The sequence below is a fragment of the Microbacterium sp. NPDC089190 genome, assembly GCF_040701795.1.
Classification (GTDB): Bacteria; Actinomycetota; Actinomycetes; order Actinomycetales; family Microbacteriaceae; genus Microbacterium; species Microbacterium galbum.
On record NZ_JBFBHF010000004.1, the window covers coordinates 211,339 to 235,163 of the forward strand.

Genomic DNA, 23,825 nt, shown 5'->3' on the forward strand with positions numbered 1-23,825 from the left:
TCAGCGTTCGACGGTGAAGTCGAACACGTCGGCGTCGAAGCGGGTGTAGCCCTCGTAGTCGATGAGGTCGTACAGGTCGGCGCGGTGCTGCATCTCGCCGAGCTGCTCGCGCAGGTGGCCCTCGGATGCCAGGGCGTCCAGGCCCCGGCCGGCCGCGCCCATCGCGAGCCGCAGCAGCGACACCGGCCAGATGACGAGGTTCACGCCCGCATCCTGCAGCTGCCTGGTCGAGAAGAGCTCGGATTTCCCGAACTCGGTCATGTTCGCGAGGATCGGCACATCCAGCGCCGTGCGCATCGCCTCGAACTCACCGAGGTCGCGCATGGCCTCGGGGAAGATCGCGTCGGCACCCGCGTCGACCAGCGCCTTCGCGCGGTCGATCGCGGCATCCAGGCCCTCCACCGCCCGCACGTCGGTGCGCGCCATGAGGAGGAAGTCGGGGTCGCGCCGGGCGTCGACGGCCGCGCGGATGCGCTTGATCGCGGTGTCGGCATCCACGACGCTCTTGCCGTCGAGGTGGCCGCAGCGCTTCGGGTTGACCTGGTCCTCGATGTGCGTGCCGGCGAGGCCTGCGTCCTCGAGCGTCTGGATCGTGCGGGCGACGTTCATCGGCTCGCCGAATCCCGTGTCGGCGTCGATGATCGCCGGCAGCTCCGTCATCCGTGCGATCTGCTGCCCGCGGCCGGCGACCTCGGTGAGGGTCGTCAGGCCGATGTCGGGCAGGCCGAGGTCTGCCGAGATGACCGCGCCGGAGATGTAGACGCCGTCGAAGCCCTTGCGCTCGATCAGCCGGGCCGAGAGCGGGTTGAAGGCTCCCGGCATCCGCACGAGCTCTCCGGATGCCAGCTTCTCGCGCAGGGCGCGACGCTTCTGCTGGGGGGTGCTCTGGGCGTAGAGCATCAGAACAGCCCCTTCGGCGCGGGGGCCAGCGCCAGCACGCCGGGCTTCGCGACGATCGTGAGCTGCATGACCTCGGCCGGGCTCAGCTCGGGCAGACGCTGCACGAGCTCGAGGAAGCGCTCGATCTCCTCGGGCAGCAGCACGGGCTCGGCCAGGATGCGGAACTTGCGGATGTAGTCCTCGCGCGCGAACGGGCGGGCGCCGAGCGGGTGGGCGTCGGCGACGGCGATCTCGTCCTCGACGACCGAACCGTCGGTGAGGGTGATGACCACGCGGCCGCCGAAGGCCTTCTCGTTCGGATCCTCGGAGTGGTAGCGGCGCGTCCACTCGGCATCCTCCGCCGTCGTCACCTTGTGCCAGAGGGCGACGGTGTCGGCGCGGCCGGCGCGCGCGGGGGCGTAGGAGTCGACGTGGTGCCACGCGCCGTCCTGCAGGGCGACGGCGAAGATGTACGGGATCGAATGGTCGAGCGTCTCGCGCGAGGCGGTCGGGTCGTACTTCTGCGGGTCGTTCGCTCCCGACCCGATCACGTAGTGCGTGTGGTGGCTGGTGTGCAGGACGATGGATGCCACGTTGGCGGGGTCGCGCAGATCGGGCCGGTCCGTGCCGAGGCGGCGGGCGAGGTCGATCCACGCCTGCGCCTGGTACTCGGCGGAGTGCTCCTTCGTGTACGAGTCGAGGATGCCGCGCTTGCTCTCGCCCTCGCCGGGCAGGGGGACGTCGTAGGATGCGTCGGGGCCGTCGAGCATCCACGCGATGACGCCGTCTTCGCCTTCGTAGATCGGCGAGGGGCTGGTCTCCCCGCGCATCGCGCGGTCCACCGCCTCGATCGCCATCTTCCCGGCGAAGGCGGGGGCGTGCGCCTTCCACGTCGAGATCTCGCCCTTGCGCGACTGGCGCGTGGCGGTGGTGGTGTGCAGCGCTTGGCCGATGGCCTGGTAGATCGTCTCCTGGTCGAGGTCGAGCAGGGTGCCGATGCCGGCGGCCGCCGCGGGTCCCAGGTGGGCGACGTGGTCGATCTTGTGCTTGTGCAGCGAGATCGCGCGGACGAGGTCGATCTGGATCTCGTAGGCCGTGGCGAGGGCGCGCACGAGGGCGGCGCCGTCGCGGCCGGTGTGCTGGGCGACCGCGAGCACGGGCGGGATGTTGTCGCCGGGGTGCGAGTAGTCGGCGGCGAGGAAGGTGTCGTGATAGTCGAGCTCGCGCACGGCGACGCCGTTCGCCCACGCGGCCCACTCGGGGCTGGTGCGCCGCTCGAGCAGGCAGCCGAAGACGGTCGCGCCGGGTCCGCCGATCGACACCGCGTGATCGAGCGCCTGCTGGCGCGCGGCGCTGACCGGCTGACGGGTGAGGGATGCCGCGGCGACGGCGGCGTTGTCGATCAGGCGGTTGACGATCATGTCGACCACGTCGTCGTCGACCGCGACCGGGTCGACCGCGACGCGCGCGAGCGCCCAGGCGAGCTGGCCCTCGCGGGCGAGATTCTCGTCGCTGCGGTGCACGCGCACGTGATGGGTGATCGTCATGAGGGGTCCTCCGTGAGGGCTTCGAGGATGGTCGTGAAGGCGTTGTGCAGGTGCACGTGGGTGGCGTGGGCGGCGAGTTCGGGGTCGCCGCCGCCGATCGCGCGGGCGATCAGTTCATGCTCTCGCGCCGAGGCGGAAAGCCGCAGGGGGTTGTCGCGGGCCATGCGTCGGACCCGCACGAGGTGCGTGCGGACGCTGCGCAGGGCCGCGGAGAGGTAGGGGTTGTCGACGGCGGCGTCGATCGCCGCGTCGAACCGGGCGATCAGCGCGTAGTAGTCGTCGGCGTCGGCGGTGTCGACGCGCTCGAACTCGGCGGCCAGCGCGTGGAAGACCCGTCGGTCGCCGCGCTGCGCGGCCAGCCGTGCGGCCTCCGTCTCGAGGGCGCGACGCAGGTCGAACAGGGCGCGGATGTCGTCGGCGTCGATGCCCGCGACCACGGTCACCCGCGGCGAGGCCTGGGCGACGAGCCCGTCGGATGCCAGGCGGCGCAGCGCCTCGCGCAGCGGGGTGCGACTCACTCCGAGACGCGTGGACTGCTCCACCTCGCCGAGGACCGTGCCGGGAGAAAGGGCGCCGGTCTGGATCTCGTCGAGGAGCGTCGCGTACGCGCGTTCGCTCGCTCGCATGCCGCACCTCCTTCGCCGCCTTCCCAGTGTATGCACTGCGGCGCCCAAGGGATAGTTTTCACCCCCGGGAGCGCTACGAACGTATACAAAGAGAAACCGAGATCATCCCCGGACCGCACCCGAGGCGACGATTCTCGGCGACTCGCGCGATCAGGCGCGCCCCCACGACTCCAGGGTCGTCGGGATGGATGCGAGGGTGCCGAGCGCCGCGTCGCGGTCGGCGCGGGCGAGGGTGAGGCCGGCCACCACGAGCGAGGCGCAGACCGCGGCGAGGGCGCCGACGGCATCCGGGGTCAGGTCGGGGCGCCGGTCGGCGACCGCGGCGCGGATGGCCGCACGCATCTCGGCCGCGTAAGCCGACACGAGGGCGCGCACGTCCGCATCGTCGCTCGCGAGGGGCGACGACCCGGCGTTGAGCAGCAGGCAGCCCAGGCGGGCGCGCGGGGCGTCGGCGTCGATGGCGGCGCGCATGTCGTCGACGTACGCCTCGAGCGCGCCGGGATCTCCCCCGCCCAGCGGACGCAGGCGCGTGCGCACGATGTCGTCGAGGTAGGCGGAGAGCACGGCGTCGAACAGCCCGCGCTTACTGCCGAAGGCGTTGTAGATGCTGGAGCGCGTGAGCCCGGTGGCCTCCTCGAGCTCGGCGATGCCGGTCTCGGCGTAGCCGCGGCGCCAGAAGACGTCGCGCGCGGCGTCGACGACGGCGGAGCGCTCGAAGCTCGGCATCCTGCCCATGTTCCCTGTTCTCTCCCTGTGCCTCGCGATGGCGTCCGGCGGAGGTGGCCGAGCCCGTCGAAGCAACCGGACGCGGACGCCTTCCGGTTGCATTCGCAGCGTCGAGGTCTATATTAGACCGGTCGTTACAAAATAACCACCGGAGGCATTCCATGCGCGCAGTGATCCACCACGAGTTCGGCGAGCCCGCCGACGTCCTCGGCGTCGAAGAGGTCGAGACCCCGACCCCCGGCCCCGGCGAGGTACGCCTGCGCGTGCTGCTGTCGCCCATCCACAACCACGATCTCTGGACCATCCGCGGCACCTACGGCTTCAAGCCCGAGCTGCCCGCGCGCGCCGGTACCGAGGCCGTGGGCGTGGTGGAGGAGCTCGGCGAGGGCGTCGAGGGCCTCACCGTCGGCCAGCGCGTCGCCACGGGCGGCACCTTCGGCGTCTGGGCGGAGCAGGTCGTCGCGAAGGCCGCCGACCTCATCCCGGTCGCCGACGGACTGAGCGACGAGGTCGCTTCCCAGCTGGTCTCGATGCCGTTCAGCGCCATCAGCCTGCTGCACTCGCTCGACCTGAAGGCGGGCGACTGGATCGTGCAGAACACCGCCAACGGCGCCGTCGGCCGCATGGTCGCGCAGATCGCGAAGGCCCGCGGCATCCACGTGATCGGCCTCGTGCGTCGCCGGAGCGCGGTCGCCGAGCTGGCGGAGCAGGGCATCGACAACGTCGTGTCGACCGACGCCGAGGGGTGGCGCGACGCGGCCCTCGCCCTCGCCGACGGCGCGCGCATCGTCGCCGGCGTCGACTCGGTCGGCGGCTCAGCCAGCAACGACGTGCTGTCGTTGCTCAGCGAGAACGGCACCCTGGTCATCTTCGGCTCGATGGGCGCCGGCAAACTCGAGCTCTCGGCCGGCGACATCATTTTCCGCCAGGCCACCGTGAAGGGCTTCTGGGGCAGCGTCGTCAGCAAGACGATGGATGCCGAGACCCGCGGCGGCCTGTTCGGCGAACTGTCGCGCTACCTCGCCGACGGCACCCTGACCCTCCCGGTCGCGGCGACCTTCGCGCTCGAGGATGCCCGCGAGGCCGCCCGCGCGAGCGACTCCCCCCGCGTCGGCAAGGTGCTGCTGCGCCCCTGAGCGCATCGCCCCGCGAGGCTCGACCCTCGTTGAGTGTCCAGGACACGCCGCGCCCCGCCAGGCGGAGCGGCGTGTTCTGGACACTCGACAGCGGGTGCAGCGGCGCCTCGACCAGCCGCGCGGGGGGCCGGGCCCGGGAGCGGGAGAGGCGCGTCACGCGCCGGCGAGCTCCTGCAGCGCCCTCTCGAGCGCGTCGATCGCGGGGCGCTGGCCCTTCACGAGCGCGTCGCGCGCGGCATCCAGGCCCATCCACTCGGCGCGGTCGACCTCGGGGAACGACGCCGTGCGACCGGAGCGCGGTGGCCACTCCATCTCGAACTCCCCGAAGACGAAGTCGTCTCCGGATGCCGTGAACCCGGCGCCGTCGCCGCAGAAGACGACGACCTTCTTACCGCTGCTGTAGGCGAAGGTGCCGAGCTCCGCCCACTCCGTCTCGGGCGGCTCGATGCCGAGCTCCTCGCGGAACTCCCGGTGGGCGGCATCCAACGCCCCCTCCGTGGCGGGGTCGAACTCGCCCTTCGGGAGCGACCACGCGCCCGCCTCCTTCTTCGCCCAGAACGGGCCGCCCATGTGGGCGATGAGCACCTGGGGCGCGGGGCTCAGGCGGTACAGCAGCAGCCCCGCGCTCCAGGCGACCATCAGGCCGTGACCGCCGGAACGCGGTGGGCCTCGTCAGCGATGATGTCGGCGCGCTTACGGAAGGTGCGAGCCGACACCCGGTCGAGGGCGATCTGCCCGCGCATCTTCTCCGCCTTCTCGTACAGCGAGGGGCCGCCGAAACCGGTCAGCACCTTCACGAGTACGGGCAGCAGCTCGATCATGAAGAACAGCGCGGCGATGAGGTAGTGCGCCCAGCGCAGCACCGGCTCGCGGTCGGACAGGCGCTCGAGCGCCGTGATCTGACTCAGCAGGCCCACGGCCCCGGCGTTGCCGTCGGCGACCGACGAGGCCCGGGCGTTGTAGGCCTGCAGCGCCGACTCGTACTGCGCGCGCGCCGCGGGCAGCTGATCCTCGGCCTGCTGCTTGTTCTGCTCGGCGGAGGATGCCGCCGCCTCCGCGCCGGCCGTGTTGGCGGCGGCCAGCGTCGACTGCGCCTGCTGCAGCTGCGTCGACAGGGCGTCGTACGACGACTGCGCCTGCTGCAACTGCGCCTGCGCGGCGTCGGAACTGGCGCCGTCACCGGCGACCCCCGTGCAGCCGGGGACCGTGCCGGCGCCCTGGCCGGTCAGCTCGCACTGGTACACCGCGCGCGCCTGGTCGATCACGCTCTGCTGCGCCGCGAGTTGCTGCGTGAGCTGGTCGACGGTCTGCTGGGCGGCGGCCGACTCGGCCGAGGTCGACGAGGTGCCGGTGACGATGCCGGTCGCGGCCTGGTTCTCGAGCGCCGAGACCTGGGCGGACGCGGCGTCGAGGGCCTGCTTCTCGGGGCCGTTCGTCACGGCATCCTGATCCGTCAGCGCCTGGGTGACGTTCGTCGCGTTCACCTCGCGGGCGATGTCGTTCTGGAACACCTGCAGCACGAGAGGTTCGGCGACGACGATGCCGATGAGCGCGGCCATGATCACGCGGGGGAACGCCAGGCCCAGCAACCGGAACACGTTCTTGGTGGAGCGCATCGTCGAGGTGAGGAAGCGGTCGAGGTTGAAGATGATGAGGCCCCACACCAGCGCCAGCGGGATCGCGAGCAGGATGCTCACGCGCACGCCGGTGAGCAGGGCGAACATCATCGATAGCGCCGAGACGAGCGCGGTCCCGGCGAGCACGAGGAACATCTGCACGAAGCGCGGCACCTCTTCGGGAACCTCGTCGAGCACGTCGTTGTCGGCACCGCCGAGCACGGCCATGCGCCGGATCAGCGACAGACGCGGTCGACGGGGGTCGTGGCGCCGCAAGCGCGGCTGGCGGGGCCCGGAGGTCACCGGGATGGATGCCACGGCGGGAGCCGCGAGCACCTGCTCGGTGTCGGTCTCGGCGTCGACGGGCGCACGGTCGATCACGACGGTGTCGCGGTCGTCGGCGGGGTCGTCGTCTCGCGGGTCGCGGGGCGGGTCGTCATCGCGGGGATCGCCGTCCGCGTCGTCGACGAAGGGGTCGCGCGGCTCGTCGTCGGCGGGCGGCGCGCCCCACGGCTCGGACGTGTGGTCGCGCGCGTCGGCGTCGGGGTTCGCCGCGTTCTGTGCGGCGAGGATGTCGTCGAGATACTGCTCGCGTTCCTCGTCCGTCGTGAACTCGATGCGGCCGTCGGAGCCGAAGCGGCCCGGCCGGTGAGCGGAAAAGGACATTCGCAGAGGGTACGACGCCGACCCTGCCCTCTCCTGTGCGCAGGCTGAGGCACGGCCCCTCGTCGCCGGCCGCGCTCCGGCGGGCACCTCCTGCCGGCCGGTCGACCCGCCCTCCGCCCCGCCGCCGCTGTCGCGTCGCGCGCCGACATGATGCGTGTCACCCGAGATGACCCGCGATTGCGCCGAATGGGGTGTGCTCTCGCGAAACCCGGGTCATCTCGCGGACCGATCCGCCCGCGCCGGGCGCCGGGCGCCGGGCACGCCGAGCGGGCCGCACGCGAAAGCGGGCCGAGCGCGAACGCCCGACCCGCCGCGCGAACCGCGTCAGACCAGGCGCTTCTTCGGCGACACCTCGTAGGTGTTCTCGGGGTCGGCGAACACCGCGTCGCCCAGCGCCGCGTCGATGGCGGCGAGGGCATCGGCATCCAGGGTCACGCCCGACGCCTTGACGGTGTCCTGCAGCTGCTCCGGACGCGACGCGCCGACCAGGGCGGCGGCGATGTTGGGGTTCTGCAGCACCCACGCGATCGCGAGCTGGGGCATCGTGAGCCCGGCCTCGTCGGCGATGGGCTTCAGGCGCTGCACGGCCTCGAGGGTGTCGTCGTTCAAGAACCTCTTGATGAAGTTCGCGCCGCTCTTCTCGTCCGTCGCGCGCGAGCCCTCGGGCACGGGCTGACCGGGAAGGTACTTGCCGCTGAGCACGCCCTGCGCCATGGGCGACCAGACGATCTGCGAGATGCCGAGCTCCTCGCTCGTGGGCACCACCTTGCCCTCGATGACGCGCCACAGCATCGAGTACTGCGGCTGGTTGGAGATGAGCTGGATGCCGAGCTGCTTCGCGAGCGCATGACCCTCGCGCAGCTGCTCCGCGGTCCACTCCGAGACGCCGATGTACAGCGCCTTGCCCTGGCGGACGACGTCGGCGAAAGCCTGGAAGGTCTCTTCGAGCGGCGTCTCGTAGTCGAACCGGTGCGCCTGGTAGAGGTCGACGTAGTCGGTGCCGAGGCGCTTCAGCGACCCGTTGATGGAGTCCATGATGTGCTTGCGGCTCAGGCCGGTGTCGTTGGGGCCACCGGGACCGGTGGGGAAGTAGACCTTCGTGAAGATCTCGAGCGACTCGCGCCGCTGCCCCTCGAGCGCCTTCCCGAGCACGGATTCCGCCGCGGTGTTGGCGTACGTGTCGGCGGTGTCGAACGTCGTGATCCCCGCGTCGAGCGCGGCGTGCACGGTCTTGATGGCGGCGTCGTCTCCGACCTGCGAACCGTGGGTCACCCAGTTGCCGAGGGTGATCTCCGAGATCTTGAATCCACTGTTACCGAGATAGCGATAAGCGACCATCCCTCCACGCTAGCCCCGGCCACCGACACCGGGGCCGTGGCGTCCCCTCCCCGCGTGGGAAATCGAGATGTGTCGCCGCGCGGCGCGAATCCTCGACCCCTCCCGCGAAGAACTCGCGGCCCGACCGCCCGCCGCCTACGCGTCCTTGCGGATCCACCGGAAGGTCACCCGCACCGCGGCGAGACCGACCACCAGCCACAGCGCCGTCACCAGCAGGATCAGCGGGTGGTCCCACGATCCCGACGGCTCGGCGGCGGCGAAGCCCTCGGGAAGGAACACCGACCGGAAACCCTGCGCGAGCCACTTCAGCGGGAACACGCTCGCGACGTTCTGCAGCCACTCCGGCAGGGCGGCGAAGTTGATGTACACACCCGAGATGAACTGCAGCAGCAGCACGATCGGGATGACGACGCCGGTCGCGCTGCGGCCGGTGCGCGGCAGCGCCGACAGGCCGATGCCGAGGATCGCGCAGGTCGTCACGCCCAGCAGGAACACCCACGCGAACGTCAGCCAGCGCTCGGGCTCGGTCGGCACGGGAACGCCGAAGAACACCGCCGCCACGACGATGAGCAGCACCGACTGCAGGAACCCCGTGACGAGCACCTGGCCGAGCTTGCCGATGAAGTACGACACCGGGCTCAGCGGCGTTCCGCCGAGGCGCTTGAGCGTGCCGTCGCTGCGCTCCATCGCGATGTCGATCGACATGTTCTGCAGACCCGACAGCAGCACGCCGGCGGCGAGCATCGCGGGGAGGTAGAACTGCGCGGCATCCACCTCATCGCCCGGAGGACCGAAGGTCTGCGCGTCGAACGCGACGGCGAAGATCAGCAGGATCATCACGGGGAACAGGAACGTGAAGAACACCGAGTCGCCCTGGCGGAAGTACGAGCGCACCTCGAACGCGATGCGGGAGGCGCCCAGACGCAGGATGCGGCTCATGCCGCGCCCCCGGCCGCGGTCGTGCGGCGCGCCTCGTCGCCGAGGAACGACAGGTAGACGTCTTCGAGGCTCGGGCGCACGATCTCGAGGCGTTCGGGCTCGCCTCCGCGCGCGACCAGCGCGGCGACCACCGCCCCGGGTTCATGGGTGCGCTCCTCGCGCACCTCGCCGCCCTCGCGCCACCGCACGATCGGCACGCGCGCCCCGGCACCGCCGAGGTCGTCGATCCGGCCGACGGATGCCACCTCACCGGCGACGATGATCGCCGCTCGTTCCGCGAGCTCGGCGGCCTCGTCGAGGTAGTGGGTGGTCAGCAGGATCGAAGTGCCCTCGCCCTGCAGACGGCGGATGAGGTCCCAGAACTGCCGCCGCACCTCGGGGTCGAAGCCCGTCGTCGGCTCGTCGAGGAACAGCAGCTCGGGGCGACCGATGATGCCGAGTGCCACGTCGACGCGACGACGCTGCCCGCCCGAGAGCTTCCGCACACTCACCGTGGCCTTCTCGGTCAGCCCCACCGACGCGATGACCTCGTCGACGTCGCGGGGCCGCGGGTAGAACGAGGCGAAGTGGGCGAGCATCTCCCGCACGGTGGCGGCGGGCGCCTCGCCGGTGTTCTGCAGCACGATGCCGAGCCGCGCCTTCCAATCGAGTCCGCCGCGGTGCGGATCGACGCCGAGCACGCGCACCTCGCCGCTCGTGCGGTCGCGGTAGCCCTCGAGGATCTCGATGACGGTGCTCTTCCCGGCGCCGTTCGGCCCGAGCACCGCGAACGTCTCGCCGCGGCGGATGTCGAAGGAGACCCCGCGCAGCGCCTCGACGCCGCCGCGGTAGGTCTTCCGCAGGTTCTCGACGCGCACGACGTGATCGCTCATGTGCCCAGTCTGGCGCGCGACGCCCCCGACGCCCCGTCGTCCCCCGTGGGCAGGGCAGGGAAACACCGCAGAGCAGGCTGGGAGAACCCTGACTCCTCCAAACCATCCCCCCTTCCCGCCTCGGATGACCACTCGTGCGGGGAGATTCGCCCCCGGTCGCCGCACGTCCCCTTACCGCCCTCGAACCGTCCACGTGGACGCTGGAGGTTGACTTTTGTCGTTCCCGCACGTGCACCCGATCACCGCCGCCGAGCCCACCCCCGAACCGCTCCTGACTCCCGTCGCGCCGGCCCCCGGGCAGGGGTCCACGGGGAGCACCGACATCCCGCTTCCCGCCCAGCCCGGAACCACCGTGACGGGTGGCTTCCTGCCCGACTGGTCGGTGGGCGAGTGGCTCGGCTACGGCGGCATCATCGTCCTCGCGCTCGCCCTGACGATCGTCGCCACGACGACGTTGTGGTGGATGCTGCACGCGTGGCGTTCCGCCGACGACCTGCGGGCCACGCAGTTCAGCTCCACACCCCGCCCCGCGCGGCACCGGTTCACCCTCCTGGTCCCGGGTCGCCACGAGGAGGAGGTGATGGGGCAGACGCTCGACCGGCTCGCCCAGCAGGACCACCCCGACTTCGAGATCATCGCGATCGTCGGTCATGACGACCCCGGCACGGAACTGGTCGTGCGCCAGGCCGCCGCTCGGCATCCCGCGCTCATCAAGGTCGTCGTCGACGACAGCGTGCCCAAGAACAAACCGAAAGCGCTCAATCGTGCCCTGCAGATCGCCACGGGTGACGTCGTGGGCGTGTTCGACGCCGAGGACGAGGTGCACCCCGGGCTCCTGACTGTCGTCGACTCGAAGTTCCAGGAGACCGGCGCCGATGTCGTGCAGGGCGGCGTGCAGCTGATGAACTTCGAGACCAGCTGGTGGTCGCTGCGCAATGTCCTGGAGTACTACTTCTGGTTCCGCTCGCGCCTGCACTTCCATGCGCGCTCGAAATTCATCCCCCTCGGCGGGAACACCGTGTTCGTCACTCGCGACCGGCTCGAATGGTCGCACGGCTGGGACGACCAGTGCTTGGCCGAGGACTGCGAACTGGGCGTGCGCCTGTCGAGCGACGGCGCCAAGGTCGTCGTCGCCTACAACCCGGAGTACGTCACCCGCGAGGAGACCCCGCCGACGCTGAAGTCGCTGTACAAGCAGCGCACCCGGTGGAACCAGGGTTTCCTGCAGGTGCTCGGCAAGGGCGAGTGGAAGGCACTCCCCACGCTCAAGCAGCGCATGTACGCCCGGTACCTGCTGAACATGCCGTTCCTGCAGGCGGCGACGGGACTGCTCATCCCGATCTCCGTCGCGTTCATCCTGCTGGTCAAAGTCCCCACACCCGTGGCGCTCATCACCTTCCTCCCGCTGGTGCCCACCGTCATCACCCTCGTGGCGGAGGCCGCGGGGCTCACGGAGTTCGGTCGCGTGTACGGCAAGAAGGTGCGCGTGCGCGACTACGTGCGCCTCGTCCTCGGACTCGTGCCCTACCAGGTGTTCCTCGCCGCGGCCGCCGTGCGTTCCGTCGTGCGGCAGCTGCGCGGTGACGGCAGCTGGGAGAAGACCGAGCACACCGGCGCCCACCGCGAGGGCGCCACCCCCGAACCCGGCGAGCGCGAGCTCGTCTCAGCTGCGGAGGCGACCCGATGACCGCGACACTCGACCGTTCCCCGGCGGCGCCCTTGCGCAACGACCGGTCCGTCCCCGACGCCCGCCGACGCGTCCCGGCCTGGCGGGCGCGCCTCGGCGACGCCCTGTGGCTGCTGCCGCCCCTGCTCCTCGGCCTCCTCGTCAACGGCGCGAACCTCGGCGGCTCGCCCCAGCGCATCGACGACGAGGGGACCTACGCCGCGCAGGCGTGGAGCATCGGCAATCTGGGCGAGCTCACGCACTACACCTACTGGTACGACCATCCTCCGCTCGGCTGGATCCAGATCGCCGCGTGGGCCGGTCTCACCGACGCATGGAACCGATACGACGTGGCCGTGATCGCCGCTCGCGAGGCGATGCTCGTCGCCAGCGCGATCGCGGCGGTGCTGCTGTGGTTCCTCGTGCGGCGCATCGGCTTCGCACGCCTCACGGCCTCGGTGGCGGTCGCCCTCTTCCTGCTGTCGCCGCTCGCTGTGCAGTTCCACCGCCAGGTGTACCTCGACAACATCGCGACGGCGTGGCTGCTCGCCGCCCTGCTGCTCGCCATGAGCCGACGCGCCCAGCTCGCCGGCTACATCGGCGCGGCCGCGGCCTTCGGCGTCGCCGTGCTGACCAAGGAGACCTACCTTCTTGCCCTGCCGCTCGTCGCGTGGTTCATGTGGCGTGGAGCGGACCGCACGACGCGGCGGTACACGCTGTCGGTCGCTGCCGCCGTCCTGGGGTTGATCGGACTGACCTACGTCGCCCTCGCCGCGGTCAAGGGCGAGGTCATGCCCGCAGCGGGTCGCGTGAGCCTGTGGGACGGCCTCGCCTTCCAGCTCGCGTCGCGCGAGGGGAGCGGCTCGCTGTTCGATCCCGAGAGCCTCATGGCACGCACCGTGGGGCTGTGGTGGCAGCTCGACGCCGTGCTCATCGTGACCGCCCTCGCCGCCGCGGTCGCCGCCCTGCTCGTCCGGCGCCTGCGCCCGTGGGCCGTCACCCTGCTCGCCCTGACGGCGTTCATGTTCCGCGGCGGGTACCTCCCCGTCCCCTACGTGATCATGCTGCTGCCGTTCGCCACGATCGTCGTGGCGGGAATGGGACAGCTCGCGGTGGAGGCGCTCCGCGCGCACGGCGTCCTCCGCCGCCTCGGGGGTGTCGCCGTGGCATCCGGGCTGGTCGTCGCCGTCATCGCCGCGGGTCCCCTATGGGCGGCGCAGTTGCGCGGGTTCCTGCTCGCCGACCTCGACCGACCGCTCCGGGACGCGGAGTCCTGGATGACCCAGAACGCCCCCGCCGACTCGCGCATGCTCGTCGACGATGCGATGTGGGTCGACCTCGTGCGCGCCGGCTTCGAGCGCGAGAACGTCGTCTGGTACTACAAGGCCGACACCGACTCCGACGTGCAGGAGCTCGCCCCGGACGGGTGGCGCGACTACGACTACGTCATCACCACCGACTCGATGCGCACCTTCCCCACCGAATTCCCGACCGTGCGCCAGGCGATCGAGAACAGCGCGGTCGTCGCCTCGTTCGGCGAGGGTGCCCAGAAGGTCGAGGTGCGCCTGGTCGACTCCGACCAGGCCGCCCTGGCCCAGGCCGCCGACGACGGTCTGTACGCCGCACGGTCGGTCGCCGGCCAGCAGGTGCTGAAGAATCCCGACGTCGGCGTCCCCGCGGAGCAGCAGGACCTGCTCACCTCGGGTGTGGTCGACGGTCGCATCCTGCTCACCCTCGGCCAGCTCTCGGCCTCGGGGCGCGTCGATGTGGCCGACATCACGCAGCTCGAGGGCGACCCCTCCGGCGTGCATCGGCAACTCATCGTCAGTTCCTACGCCGGACAGGACGCTCGGGCGGATGCCGCCGGAGCCGACGCCCTGCTGCGCTTCTACGAATCTCTCACCGGCCCCCTCCGCCCCGTGTCGGTCGAACGCGGCGACGCGGGCGTCGTCATCACCTTCTCGCCCGACGAGCCCGTCGACCTCCTCCCCCGCCCCGCCGACTGATCCCCTTCTCCCCCCCACGAAAGGACCATCATGTTCCGCTTCGCCTCACCGACCTCGCCCCGCCGCCGCGTCACGCGGATCGCCGCGGGAGCCACGGCCGCCCTCGTCGCCGCCGGTCTCGCCGCAGCCGTCGCCCCCGCAGCCCACGCGGCCGACTCCGCCCCGGGAGGATGGGCTCGCGTGGCCCACCTCTCGCCCGACACGAAGTCCGTCGACGTCCAGCTGACCGCGCTCGCCGGTGGCGCCGTCGTGTACGAACTCGACGACGTCGCCTACGGCGCGGTCAGTCCCTACATCCCCCTCGCCGACGGCACCTACGTCGTGTCGATGGTCCCCTCCGACGCGGCCGACGGCACCCAGCCCGTCGTGCAGCAGTCGATCGACATCGCCGAGGGCGAGCCCCTCACCGTAGCCGCCTACGGCCGCAACGCCGATCTGAAGACCACCGTCTTCGACGACGACCTCTCCGCGCCCGCGGAGGGCCAGGCACGCGTCCGCGTGGTGCAGGCCTCCACGGTCGAATCCAGCGTCGACGTCGACACCGCCGAAGGACGCGTCATCGCGCGCGACGTGCCGGCCGGCGCCGCGACCGATTACGCCGCCGTTCCCGCGGGTTCGTGGGACCTCGCCCTCACCGGTGCCGACGAGGCCGCCACCTCGGCCGTGGACCTGCCCGCGGGTTCCGTGTCGACGGTGTTCGTGCTCGACGACGCCACGGGGTCGCTGACGGCGCAGGCCATCACCGACTCGGCGACGCTCGCCGACATGCCCGTCGGTGGCATCCACACCGGCGGTGGCGGCACCGCGCCCTCCTCGGCCACGCCCCTCGGTGCGGTGGCGGGCGTCGCCGGCGTGCTCGGTCTGGTCGCCGTGGCCGGCCTCCTGGCCCGTCGCCGGGTGCGGGCGGTCGCGTGAGCATCGCGCGCCGCGCCCTGGCCGGCGCTGCCCTCGCGGCCGCCGTCGTCGTGACGGTGACCGCGTGCGGCGTTCCCGCCGAACCCGACACCTCCGCGGAGGATGCGACCGTCGCCTCGGCGACGGCGTTCCTCGACGCCTATGTCGAGGACGGGCGGGTCGTCCGCACCGACCAGGGCGGTGACACGGTGAGCGAGGGACAGGCCTACGGCATGCTCCTGGCGGTGGCCGCGGGTGATCCGGCGCGCTTCGACCGCATCTGGGACTGGACCACCGCGAACCTTCGACGCGACGACCTCCTCCTCTCGTGGCAATGGAAGGACGGCGGCGTCGTCGACGAGCAACCCGCCTCGGATGCCGATCTGGACGCCGCGCGGGCCCTCGTCCTCGCCGGCGACGCCTTCGGCCGCGACGACCTGCGCGAGCAGGGCGTGGCGCTGGGCGCGGCGGTGCTCGACGAGATGACGGCCGAGACCTCGCTCGGACGCATCCTGCTCCCGGGTCCGTGGGCCACGGCCTCCCCGCACGCTTACAACCCGTCGTACGCGTCGCCGGCGGCATACGCGGTCCTCGAACAGGCGTCGGGCGATCCCCGGTGGGCGGAGCTGGCCGAGGGCAGTCGCGCCGCGACCGCCGCGCTACTGGACGCCAACGCCCTGCCCACCGACTGGGCCACCGTCGCCGCGGACGGATCCGTGGCGATCGCCGGCTCCGCCGGAGGCGGCGGCGAACCGGGGTACGGCTACGACGCGGCGCGCACGGCGATCCGTTTCGCCGAGTCCTGCGACCCCGCCGATCGCGCCCTGGCCGCACGCGTCTCCTCCGCCCTGCCGGAGGACGAGGCCCTCCCCGCCGAGCTCGACTCCGGCGCGGGGCCGCGCACCACCGATCAGCACCCCGTCGCCTACGCCGCCCGGGCCGCCGCGGCGGCGGCGGACGGACGGTCGGATGACGCTCGCGCCGACCTGGAGCGTATGACCGACACCGCGGCATCCACCCCCACCTACTACGGGTCCGCGTGGAACGCCCTGACCACGGCCATGCTCTCGGGTGACGTGCTGGGCGGCTGCCCGGCACTCACCGACGACGCCGGCGGTGCGGCCGCGCAGAGCACGACCGCGCCGGGAGTCGGTGCCGCGGCGGGGTTCCAGGACCCCGTCGCTCCCTCGTCGGCCAACACAGCGCCGCCGGTGCACATCTCCATCCCCTCCATCGGGGTCAGCAGCGACCTCGTCGGCCTCGACCGCGGCGAGGACGGGTGGATCCAAGCGCCCGCGGACTACGACGCGGTCGGCTGGTACGAGAAGGGCGTGCTGCCGGGCGAGGTGGGCCCGGCGGTGATCGCGGGCCACGTCGACTCCCCGACCGGGCCGGCAGTGTTCATCGACCTCCCCCGACTCGCCCCGGGGGACACCGTGGCGGTCGAGCGCGCGGACGGTTCGACGGCGAATTTCGTCGTCACCGGCCTGCAGACCGTGGAGAAGGACAGCTTCCCGACCGAGTCCATCTACGCCCCCACACCGACGCCGCAGTTGCGGCTCGTCACGTGCGCCGGGGCGTGGGATCCGGCCAGCGGGCACTATGTCGACAATCTCGTCGTGACGGCCGTCGCCGCCTGACGAGCGCTCCCCGCACCGCGGCTCAGCCGACCGGCATCGCCTCGGCGACGGCTTCGTCTTCTTCGGTCGCGACGAGCTGACCGCACGCCCCGTCGATCTCCTTGCCGCGGGTGTCGCGCAGGGTCGTCGGGATGCCGGCGTCGTTCAGACGACGCACGAACTCGTTCTGCACGGGCACCTCGGATGCCGTCCAGATCGACCCCGGAGTCGGGTTCAGCGGGATCGGGTTGACGTGCACCCATCCCCGACCGCGGGCGTTGAGCTTGTCGGCCAGAAGGTCGGCGCGCCAGGCGTGATCGTTCATGTCTTTGATCAGGGCGTACTCGATCGACACGCGGCGCCCGGTCCTGTCGAAGTAGGCGCGGGCGGCATCCAGGGCCTCGTCGACCTTCCAGCGCGAGTTCACCGGGATGAGCTCGTCGCGCAGGCCGTCGTCGGGCGCGTGCAGCGAGAGGGCGAAGGTGACCGGGATGTCCTCGTCGGCGAGCTTCTTGATCGCCGGGACCAGGCCCACGGTCGACACCGTGATGCCGCGCGCGCTCATGCCGAGCCCGTGCTCCTTGTCGACCATCACGCGCACGGCCTGCATGACCCGCGCGTAGTTCGCGAGCGGCTCACCCATGCCCATGAACACGATGTTCGAGACGCGGTCGAGCGAGTGGTCGGAGCTCTTCTTGCCGCCCAGGCCGCCGGCGGCGATGAGCGCGTTGGCGCGCACGATCTGCTCGATGATCTCGGCGGCCGACATGTTGCGGGTCAGCCCCGCCTGACCGGTGGCGCAGAACGGGCAGTTCATGCCGCAGCCGGCCTGGCTCGACACGCACAGCGTGATGCGACCGGGGTAGCGCATGAGCACGGATTCCACGAGGGCGCCGTCGTGCAGCTTCCACAGGAACTTGATGGTGTCGCCGCGGTCCGTCTCGAGCCGGCGCACCTCGGTGAGCAGCGGAGGCAGCATGCCCGCCACGAGTTCCTCGCGACCGGATGCCGGCAGGTCGGTCATCGCGGCCGGGTCGGACGTGTAGTGCGTGAAGTAGTGCTTCTCGAGCTGCTTCGCCCGGAAGCCGGGCAGGCCGAGCTCCTTCACCTTGGCGACGCGCTCGTCGGCGGTCAGGTCGGCGAGGTGCACCGGCGGCTTGCCGCGCTTGGGGCTCGCGAATTGCAGGAGCGGCCGGCCGGTGTCGTCCTTCGCCTGCTGCCATCCTTCGGTCGCGGGGCGCACCTGGCGTCCGGTCTTCGGACGGGTCTCGCGGATGCCGGTGTCGGCCGGCGCCCCCGCGGGGCGCACCGGCGGCGTGGTTGTGCGCACGGGGGGCTGATCGGTCATGGTTTCCAGGGTACCGGGGCGCGGCTGCGACGCGGCTGGGCGCGGAGCCGGACACCGGCGCGAACACCGGTTCCCTGCCACGCGACGGATGCCGGGCGCCGACCCCGGTCAGCCCCGGGGGCGACCCCGGTGGACGTACGTCTGCGTCGCTCGAGCGGCGGACGGAAAAGAAGAGCGCGAGGGGCCGATCACCGGAGTCGGGGGGAGACTCCCGACCGACCCCTCGCGCCGTCAGGGTCAGGCGGCGTCGAGATCCCGCTCGAGCAGCGCCCGGAGTTCGTCGGCGACGCGATCGGCCTCGGGCCCGTCGACCTCGAGGGCCACCTCGTCGCCCGTCTTCACACCCAGCTGCAGCAGCGCGAGGATGCTGCGGGCGTCGACGGAGGTGTCGCCGGCGGCGAGGGTCACCGTGTGCTTCGATGCCGCGGCCGCACGGGCGAAGGTGGCGGCCGGGCGGGAATGCAGGCCGGACGGGGAGCCGAAGACGGCGGTGCGCTGTGCCATGGGGAGGGACCTTTCGGGTGTTCAGCTCGACTGTGCGCGAGCGATGTGGAGGGCGAGATAGCCGACCTCTTCGTCGGAGATCGCGACCTGATGCTCGCGGAGCACGAACGCGCGGACGCGCTCGGCCGTGGCGACCGCGCGCGGGTGCTTGGCCGTCATGGTCGCGAACAGCAGGTCGTCGTCCTGCGCCGCGAGCCTGTCGGAGAACAGGCGCTCGGCGAAGAACTGCAGGTGCGTGAGGAATCGGCGCGTGTGCAGGTCGTCGGCATCCAGGGCCACTCCCCCGGAGTGCGTGACGATCGTGGTGATGTCGGAGATGAGGCCGACCACCCGCATCGAATCGACGGCCGGACGACCCACCTCGGAGTTGACGAGGTGGAACGCGATGTTGGCCGCCTCCTCGTCGGGGAGGGCCGCCCCCGTGCGCTCGCGCAGCAGCGCGAGGGCGCGCAGGCCGACCTCGTACTCCGCGGGATAGACGGTGCGCACCTCCCAGGCGAGCCGGTTCGTGACACGCAGCCCCCGACGCAGCCGTTCCACCGCGAAGTGCAGGTGATCGGTGAGCGTCAGATAGATGTGCGGATCGAGCTGGATGCCACCGTCCTCGGCATCCATCACGATCGAACGGGTCAGTTCGACGAACTCCCCCGGGATCTGGGCCAGCAGCTCGACGAGGTTGCGCTGGTCGGTGTCGTCGAGCGCGACGAACACGCGGTCGGTGTCCTCGGGCGCGACCGTGGCGCCCGGCTTGGCACCGAAGCCGATGCCCTTGCCGAGCAGCACGCGCTCCACGCCGCGCTCGTCCTCGACGAGCACGACGCTGGAGTTCAGCACCTTCTTGATGATCTGCATGGGTGTCTCCGTCGACCCCGGCGGATGCGCCGCGGTGGCGATCACGCCAGGTCGGCCCCGTTCGAGGCGATGACCTTGCGGTACCAGAAGAACGAGTCCTTGCGACGTCGTTCGCCGGTGCCGTTTCCGAGGTCGTCCTGGTCGACGTGGATGAAACCGTACCTCTTGGATATCTGCGACGACGATGCGCTGATGATGTCGATCGGCGCCCAGCTCGCGTACCCCCGCAGGTCGACGCCCTCGTCCACGGCGCGGATCATCTCGGCGAAGTGGGAGCGGAAGTAGTCGATGCGGTACGGATCGTGGATCCGGCCGTCGTCGGTGAGCTCGTCGCGCATGCCCAGGCCGTTCTCGACGATGAACAGCGGCTTGCCGTAGCGGTCGTAGAGGTCGATGAGCGAGATGCGCAGCCCGACCGGGTCGATCTGCCAGCCCCACTCGCTGGACTCCAGGAACGGGTTCTTCACACCGAGCACGGTGTTGCCCGGGGTGCGCTCGGCATCCGGTCGCACCGACTCGGTGAGGGTCATGTAGTAGGAGAAGGAGATGTAGTCGACGGGGTGCGCGCGCAGCAGCTCGACATCGCCCTCTTCGAACGGGATGACGATGCCCTTCGCCTCCAGGGCCTTCAGCGCCAGGCGCGGGTAGGCGCCGCCGGCCTGCACGTCGGTGCACAGGTAGAGCAGGCGCTCCTTGGCCTGGGTGGCGGCGACATCGTCGGGGTGGCAGGTGTTCGGGTAGGTGGTGAGCATGGTGAGCATGCAGCCCATCTCCGACTCCGGCCACAGCTCGTGGAGGATCCTCGTCACCGATGCCGACGCCACGAACTGGTGGTGCAGCGCGGTGTAGCAGGCCTGCTCCAGCGAGCCCTCGACGGTCTCGTCGATGATGCCGCCCGAGGTGAAGGGGTGGCGGATGATCCCGTCGATCTCGTTGAACGACAGCCACAGGTCGACGAGGTGGCCGAACCGCTCGAAGCAGGTGCGCGAGAACCGCTCGAACAGCGCGATCGTGCCGCGGTCCACCCAGGCGTTGTTCTTCAGCGCGAGGGCGAGGGGCGGGTCGTAGTGCGACAGCGTCACCAGCGGTCGGATGCCGAGACGGCGCATCTCCGTGAAGAGATCGAGGTAGAAGGCGATGCCCTCCTCGTTCGGCTCCTGCTCCTCACCGGTGGGGTACAACCGCGACCACGCGATCGAGACGCGCAGCACCGAGAACCCCATCTCGGCGAACAACGCCAGATCCTCGCGGTAGCGGTGGTAGAAGTCGATACCGCGTCGCTTCGGATAGAACGAGATGTCGTCGTCCGCCATGGCCGCGGCGATGCTGGCGAGGGTGTGCTGGTGGTGCACGGCGTACTCGCGCGGGTCGACGTTCGGGCGGTACTTCGCCACGTCCGACACGGCGGGGCCGCGGCCCCCTTCGTTCCAGGCCCCTTCGGCCTGGTTGGCGGCGAGGGCGCCGCCCCAGAGGAATCCGTCAGGCAATCCCATTCGCGGTCTCCTTCGCGTCGATGGCCAGCAGCGCGTCGCCCGCGGCGACCCGTCCGGTGGCGAGGGGGGCGACGTCGTACGCGTCGCCGTTGAGCACGACGACGGGCGTCGTGATGTCGAGTCCGGCCGCTTCGATCGCGGCGAGGTCGGCGGTGAGCACGCGCTGGCCCGCCTCGACCCGGTCGCCCTGCTCGACGTGGGCGATGAAGGGCGCACCCTCGAGTCGCACGGTGTCCAGGCCCACGTGCACGAGCACCTCGAGGCCGTCGTCGCCGAGGATGCCGAGGGCGTGGCGCGAGGGAAGGAGGCTCGACACGACGCCGCTGATGGGGGCGCGCACCTCGCCGTCCGTGGGACGGATGGCGATCCCGGGTCCGAGGATGCCGCCCGAGAACACCGGGTCGTCGACGGCACCGAGCGCGACGATCTCGCCGGTCATCGGTGCGACCACCCCGCCTGCGGCGTCGGGGGCGGGAACGGACGCGCCGGACTGCTGCTCGAGCAGGCGCACGGTGGCGGAATCGGAGTCCTTCCAGATCACCAGCGAGACGATGAAGGAGGTCACCATCGCGACGAGGGCGCCGATGACGGCGTGCAGCAGGTTCCACGGGTCGGCCATGTCGATGAACATCGAGATGGACGCGGCTCCCGGGCTGACCAGCGCGAAGGCCGAGATCGCGGCGATGCCGAGGTACGCGCCGCCGACGAACGCGCCGATGACGACCGAGACGATCGCGCGACGGTTCTGCAGGGTGACGCCGTACAGGGCAGGCTCCGTGATGCCGAAGAAGGCCGAGATCCCCGAGGAGATCGCGGTTCCCCGCAGCGTCTTGTTCTTCGTGCGCACGGCGATCGCGAGGCTCGATCCGGCCTCGGCGAGGTTGTGCGCGAGGGAGGCGACGAGGTAGAAGCTCTCCCGACCCGCGGATGCCATGGTGGCCACCGTCGGCGGGATGAAGGCCTTGTGCATGCCCACCGAGACGATGAACGGCAGGGCTGCGGCCATCAGAGCCACGGCGATCCAGCCGAGCGTGCCGTAGAGCCAGAGCATCGCACCCGTCAGCAGCGTTCCGAGGAAGAAGCCGAGCGGGCCGAGCAGGAAGATCGTGGCGGGGGCGACGACGATGAAGCAGATCAGCGGGACGAGGAACGTGCTGATGACGCTCGGGCTGATGCGGCGCGCGAGACGCTCGACCACCGCCAGCAGCAGCACGGCGAGGATCGGCGGGAAGACCTGAGCGTTGTAGGCGATGGCGGGGACGGTCAGTCCGAAGAGGGCCACACCGCCCTCCTGCGTCAGCAGGCCGGCGAACGTCGGGAAGACGAGCAGACCCACGATGCCCAGGGCGAGCGGGATGTTCGTGTCGAGTTTCTTCGCCGCGGTGTAGGTGACGAGCAGCGGCAGGAAGAAGAAGACCGCGTCGGGGATCGCGGTGAGCACCTGATAGGTCTGATCAGTCGTCTGCAGCCAGCCGAGGGCCACCGCGAGGATGAGGAACGACTTGAAGATGCCCGCACCCGCGACGGCGGGGATGATCGGGGTGAACACGCCGACGACGAAGTCCATCGTCACCGCCCCGGCGCGCTTGAGCGTCGGTTTCGGCTTCGCGGCCTCGACCCGCGCACCCGCCCGGGTGCCGGTGCCGCCGCTGCGGAGCTTCTCGATCTCGCGGAAGTAGTCCGCGACGCCCGAGCCCACGATGACCTGGGTCTGCGTGCCGGTGACGACGCCGATGACGCCGGGAGTGGCTTTGAGCGCGGCCTCGTCGGCGCGGCTCTCGTCGGCGAGGGTGAACCGCAGACGGGTCGAGCAGTGGTGGAGCGCCGCGACGTTGGCCGCTCCCCCGACGTGCTCGAGGATCGCGCGGGAGCTGTCCTGGGTGGTCATCGAAGTCCTTCCTTGGTTCGAAGGACACGCGTCGCGGCATCGACTCCGATGCCGCCCGGGCAACAAAAAAGGACCCGAAGGCGGTGCTCTCGCACTGCGTTCGGATCCTGCCTGCATGACCAGTCACATGTCCACCGGCGACTGTACACGATAAGCGGTGGATGCCGGACCACCCGGCGCTCCCCCGGGACGGATCGCGATACGGTGACCACGGCAGCGCCCCGCGGTGGCGACCCCCACGCATCCCTTCCCCCGACCGGATCGGCCCGGGCCGCACGGCCCGCAGTCGATCCTCCCTGGAGCGCACATGACCCGCATCGCCTTCCTCGACGTCGACGGCACGATCCTCGAGCACGGCTCCGTGATCGCCCCCTCGACCGCGACGGCGATCCGCCGCGCGCGCGAGAACGGCCACCTCGTGTGGCTCTCGACCGGGCGGTCGGCGGGCGACATCCATCCCGACGTGCTCGCGATCGGCTTCGACGGAGCCATCACGAACGGGGGCGCCTACGCGATGCGCGACGATGAGCTCATCGTGGAACGCCCGATGCCGCGGAACGACGTCGAGGCCCTCGAACGCTACTTCGAGGCCCACGGCATCCACTACTTCCTCCAGACCCACGGCGGCGTGTATGCCAGCGACGGCATGGGGCCGGTCATGACGGAATACCGACGAGAGCGTCACGCGCAGCGCGCCGCCGAGCTCGAGGCCCAGGGCCTGCCGGCCGAGCAGCCGCTGTGGCGCGAACCGCGCCCCGTGTCGGACGTCGACCGTGACGCGGTCGCGAAGGCCGTGTTCGTCAGCCCCTCGACCGACACCGTCGCCCACGCTGCCGCGGCGCTCGGCGACGGGTTCCACGTCATCCCGGGGTCGATTCCCCTGCCTGGCGGGTCGAACGGCGAGATCGGGCAGGCCGGGGTGACCAAGGGCTCCGCGATCACGTCCGTCCTCGCCCAGCTGGGCCTGTCGGCCGCGGATGCCATCGGAATCGGCGACAGCTGGAACGACGTCGAGATGTTCGAGGTCGTCGGCACGCCGGTCGCGATGGGCAACGCGGTGCCGGAGCTGCAGCGCCTCGCGGGTCGCGTCACCACCGCCGTGCTCGACGACGGGGTCCATAACGCGTTCGCTGAGCTCGGCCTGATCTGAGGCCCGCGCGGGTCCCCGAGCCCGTCGCGGGGATCGGCTCCGCAGCCCCGGTCCCCGAGC

Annotated in this window: 20 protein-coding genes; 6 read left to right on the forward strand and 14 right to left on the reverse strand. The window is 71.1% G+C overall.

Annotated elements, in window-relative coordinates:
• From prpB to AB0230_RS14390, 4 genes are all read right to left on the reverse strand, one after another.
• Window positions 1-900 carry a methylisocitrate lyase gene (prpB, locus tag AB0230_RS14375; RefSeq protein ID WP_315994376.1) on the reverse strand — a complete coding sequence of 300 codons (900 nt, stop codon included), beginning with the start codon at window positions 898-900 and terminating at the stop codon, window positions 1-3.
• Entirely contained in the window at window positions 900-2,426 is a 1,527-nt protein-coding gene (locus AB0230_RS14380; RefSeq protein ID WP_366376442.1) for an MmgE/PrpD family protein, read from the reverse strand. Before AB0230_RS14380 ends, prpB begins: the two co-directional genes overlap by 1 nt.
• The gene (locus AB0230_RS14385; RefSeq protein ID WP_315994374.1) at window positions 2,423-3,052 is read right to left on the reverse strand and encodes a GntR family transcriptional regulator; all 630 of its coding nucleotides are present in this window, start codon (window positions 3,050-3,052) and stop codon (window positions 2,423-2,425) included. Before AB0230_RS14385 ends, AB0230_RS14380 begins: the two co-directional genes overlap by 4 nt.
• Window positions 3,053-3,202: 150 nt before the next feature.
• Window positions 3,203-3,778, reverse strand: coding sequence for a TetR/AcrR family transcriptional regulator (locus tag AB0230_RS14390; protein ID WP_366376444.1), 576 nt, complete (start codon window positions 3,776-3,778; stop codon window positions 3,203-3,205).
• A 161-nt stretch (window positions 3,779-3,939) separates the two neighbouring features.
• Between AB0230_RS14390 and AB0230_RS14395 the strand changes: the two genes are divergently transcribed.
• A complete protein-coding gene (locus AB0230_RS14395) occupies window positions 3,940-4,914 on the forward strand; it encodes a zinc-binding dehydrogenase (protein WP_366376446.1) in 975 nt (324 codons plus the stop codon).
• Window positions 4,915-5,067: 153 nt separating this feature from the next.
• On the opposite strand, the gene AB0230_RS14400 is transcribed toward AB0230_RS14395, so the two are convergent.
• From AB0230_RS14400 to AB0230_RS14420, 5 genes are all read right to left on the reverse strand, one after another.
• Window positions 5,068-5,553 (reverse strand): NUDIX domain-containing protein, encoded by a 486-nt coding sequence (locus AB0230_RS14400; RefSeq protein WP_363388940.1) that lies wholly within the window; start codon window positions 5,551-5,553, stop codon window positions 5,068-5,070.
• Entirely contained in the window at window positions 5,553-7,196 is a 1,644-nt protein-coding gene (locus AB0230_RS14405) for a DUF4407 domain-containing protein (RefSeq protein WP_366376447.1), read from the reverse strand. Before AB0230_RS14405 ends, AB0230_RS14400 begins: the two co-directional genes overlap by 1 nt.
• A 324-nt stretch (window positions 7,197-7,520) precedes the next feature.
• Complete coding sequence (locus AB0230_RS14410) at window positions 7,521-8,534, reverse strand: aldo/keto reductase family protein (RefSeq protein WP_366376448.1); 1,014 nt, start codon at window positions 8,532-8,534, stop codon at window positions 7,521-7,523.
• Window positions 8,535-8,669: 135 nt separating this feature from the next.
• Entirely contained in the window at window positions 8,670-9,473 is an 804-nt protein-coding gene (locus AB0230_RS14415) for an ABC transporter permease (protein WP_366376449.1), read from the reverse strand.
• Window positions 9,470-10,345, reverse strand: coding sequence for an ABC transporter ATP-binding protein (locus AB0230_RS14420; RefSeq protein ID WP_363388930.1), 876 nt, complete (start codon window positions 10,343-10,345; stop codon window positions 9,470-9,472). Before AB0230_RS14420 ends, AB0230_RS14415 begins: the two co-directional genes overlap by 4 nt.
• Before the next feature lie 214 nt (window positions 10,346-10,559).
• Between AB0230_RS14420 and AB0230_RS14425 the strand changes: the two genes are divergently transcribed.
• Genes AB0230_RS14425 through AB0230_RS14440 form a run of 4 tightly spaced genes read left to right on the forward strand, consistent with a single transcriptional unit; the run spans window position 10,560 to window position 16,551 of the window.
• On the forward strand, window positions 10,560-12,032 hold the full coding sequence (locus AB0230_RS14425) for a glycosyltransferase family 2 protein (protein WP_366376451.1): 1,473 nt from the start codon (window positions 10,560-10,562) through the stop codon (window positions 12,030-12,032).
• The gene (locus AB0230_RS14430; protein WP_366376453.1) at window positions 12,029-14,017 is read left to right on the forward strand and encodes a glycosyltransferase family 39 protein; all 1,989 of its coding nucleotides are present in this window, start codon (window positions 12,029-12,031) and stop codon (window positions 14,015-14,017) included. Before AB0230_RS14425 ends, AB0230_RS14430 begins: the two co-directional genes overlap by 4 nt.
• A gap of 30 nt (window positions 14,018-14,047) precedes the next feature.
• A complete protein-coding gene (locus tag AB0230_RS14435) occupies window positions 14,048-14,932 on the forward strand; it encodes a DUF4397 domain-containing protein (RefSeq protein WP_366376455.1) in 885 nt (294 codons plus the stop codon).
• On the forward strand, window positions 14,929-16,551 hold the full coding sequence (locus AB0230_RS14440; protein ID WP_366376457.1) for a class F sortase: 1,623 nt from the start codon (window positions 14,929-14,931) through the stop codon (window positions 16,549-16,551). The genes AB0230_RS14435 and AB0230_RS14440 overlap by 4 nt, the downstream gene beginning before the upstream one ends.
• Before the next feature lie 22 nt (window positions 16,552-16,573).
• Here the strand turns inward: AB0230_RS14440 and rlmN are convergent, their stop codons facing one another.
• From rlmN to AB0230_RS14465, 5 genes are all read right to left on the reverse strand, one after another.
• Window positions 16,574-17,878, reverse strand: coding sequence for a 23S rRNA (adenine(2503)-C(2))-methyltransferase RlmN (gene rlmN / locus AB0230_RS14445; RefSeq protein WP_366376459.1), 1,305 nt, complete (start codon window positions 17,876-17,878; stop codon window positions 16,574-16,576).
• A 237-nt stretch (window positions 17,879-18,115) separates the two neighbouring features.
• The gene (locus AB0230_RS14450; RefSeq protein WP_315994361.1) at window positions 18,116-18,382 is read right to left on the reverse strand and encodes an HPr family phosphocarrier protein; all 267 of its coding nucleotides are present in this window, start codon (window positions 18,380-18,382) and stop codon (window positions 18,116-18,118) included.
• 21 nt (window positions 18,383-18,403) lie between these two features.
• Window positions 18,404-19,234: a PRD domain-containing protein gene (locus AB0230_RS14455; RefSeq protein WP_315994360.1), complete on the reverse strand. Its 831-nt coding sequence runs from the start codon at window positions 19,232-19,234 to the stop codon at window positions 18,404-18,406.
• A 41-nt stretch (window positions 19,235-19,275) separates the two neighbouring features.
• Complete coding sequence (locus tag AB0230_RS14460) at window positions 19,276-20,727, reverse strand: family 1 glycosylhydrolase (RefSeq protein ID WP_363577040.1); 1,452 nt, start codon at window positions 20,725-20,727, stop codon at window positions 19,276-19,278.
• A complete protein-coding gene (locus tag AB0230_RS14465; protein ID WP_366376462.1) occupies window positions 20,714-22,615 on the reverse strand; it encodes a beta-glucoside-specific PTS transporter subunit IIABC in 1,902 nt (633 codons plus the stop codon). The genes AB0230_RS14460 and AB0230_RS14465 overlap by 14 nt, the downstream gene beginning before the upstream one ends.
• Before the next feature lie 307 nt (window positions 22,616-22,922).
• On the opposite strand from AB0230_RS14465, the gene AB0230_RS14470 reads away from it, so the two are divergent.
• A complete protein-coding gene (locus tag AB0230_RS14470) occupies window positions 22,923-23,765 on the forward strand; it encodes a Cof-type HAD-IIB family hydrolase (protein ID WP_363388901.1) in 843 nt (280 codons plus the stop codon).
• The last annotated feature ends 60 nt before the right edge of the window (window positions 23,766-23,825 follow it).

Excerpts from the sequence above, each read along its gene's own strand:
- AB0230_RS14385 (WP_315994374.1), bottom strand. The coding sequence starts at position 3,052 with ATGCGAGCGAGCGAACGCGCGTACGCGACGCTCCTCGACGAGATCCAG.
- AB0230_RS14405 (WP_366376447.1), bottom strand. The coding sequence starts at position 7,196 with ATGTCCTTTTCCGCTCACCGGCCGGGCCGCTTCGGCTCCGACGGCCGC.
- AB0230_RS14450 (WP_315994361.1), bottom strand. The coding sequence starts at position 18,382 with ATGGCACAGCGCACCGCCGTCTTCGGCTCCCCGTCCGGCCTGCATTCC.
- AB0230_RS14420 (WP_363388930.1), bottom strand. The coding sequence starts at position 10,345 with ATGAGCGATCACGTCGTGCGCGTCGAGAACCTGCGGAAGACCTACCGC.
- AB0230_RS14390 (WP_366376444.1), bottom strand. The coding sequence starts at position 3,778 with ATGCCGAGCTTCGAGCGCTCCGCCGTCGTCGACGCCGCGCGCGACGTC.
- AB0230_RS14400 (WP_363388940.1), bottom strand. The coding sequence starts at position 5,553 with ATGGTCGCCTGGAGCGCGGGGCTGCTGCTGTACCGCCTGAGCCCCGCG.
- rlmN (WP_366376459.1), bottom strand. The coding sequence starts at position 17,878 with ATGACCGATCAGCCCCCCGTGCGCACAACCACGCCGCCGGTGCGCCCC.
- AB0230_RS14460 (WP_363577040.1), bottom strand. The coding sequence starts at position 20,727 with ATGGGATTGCCTGACGGATTCCTCTGGGGCGGCGCCCTCGCCGCCAAC.
- AB0230_RS14380 (WP_366376442.1), bottom strand. The coding sequence starts at position 2,426 with ATGACGATCACCCATCACGTGCGCGTGCACCGCAGCGACGAGAATCTC.
- AB0230_RS14470 (WP_363388901.1), top strand. The coding sequence starts at position 22,923 with ATGACCCGCATCGCCTTCCTCGACGTCGACGGCACGATCCTCGAGCAC.
- AB0230_RS14395 (WP_366376446.1), top strand. The coding sequence starts at position 3,940 with ATGCGCGCAGTGATCCACCACGAGTTCGGCGAGCCCGCCGACGTCCTC.
- AB0230_RS14430 (WP_366376453.1), top strand. The coding sequence starts at position 12,029 with ATGACCGCGACACTCGACCGTTCCCCGGCGGCGCCCTTGCGCAACGAC.
- AB0230_RS14415 (WP_366376449.1), bottom strand. The coding sequence starts at position 9,473 with ATGAGCCGCATCCTGCGTCTGGGCGCCTCCCGCATCGCGTTCGAGGTG.
- AB0230_RS14465 (WP_366376462.1), bottom strand. The coding sequence starts at position 22,615 with ATGACCACCCAGGACAGCTCCCGCGCGATCCTCGAGCACGTCGGGGGA.
- AB0230_RS14455 (WP_315994360.1), bottom strand. The coding sequence starts at position 19,234 with ATGCAGATCATCAAGAAGGTGCTGAACTCCAGCGTCGTGCTCGTCGAG.
- prpB (WP_315994376.1), bottom strand. The coding sequence starts at position 900 with ATGCTCTACGCCCAGAGCACCCCCCAGCAGAAGCGTCGCGCCCTGCGC.
- AB0230_RS14410 (WP_366376448.1), bottom strand. The coding sequence starts at position 8,534 with ATGGTCGCTTATCGCTATCTCGGTAACAGTGGATTCAAGATCTCGGAG.
- AB0230_RS14435 (WP_366376455.1), top strand. The coding sequence starts at position 14,048 with ATGTTCCGCTTCGCCTCACCGACCTCGCCCCGCCGCCGCGTCACGCGG.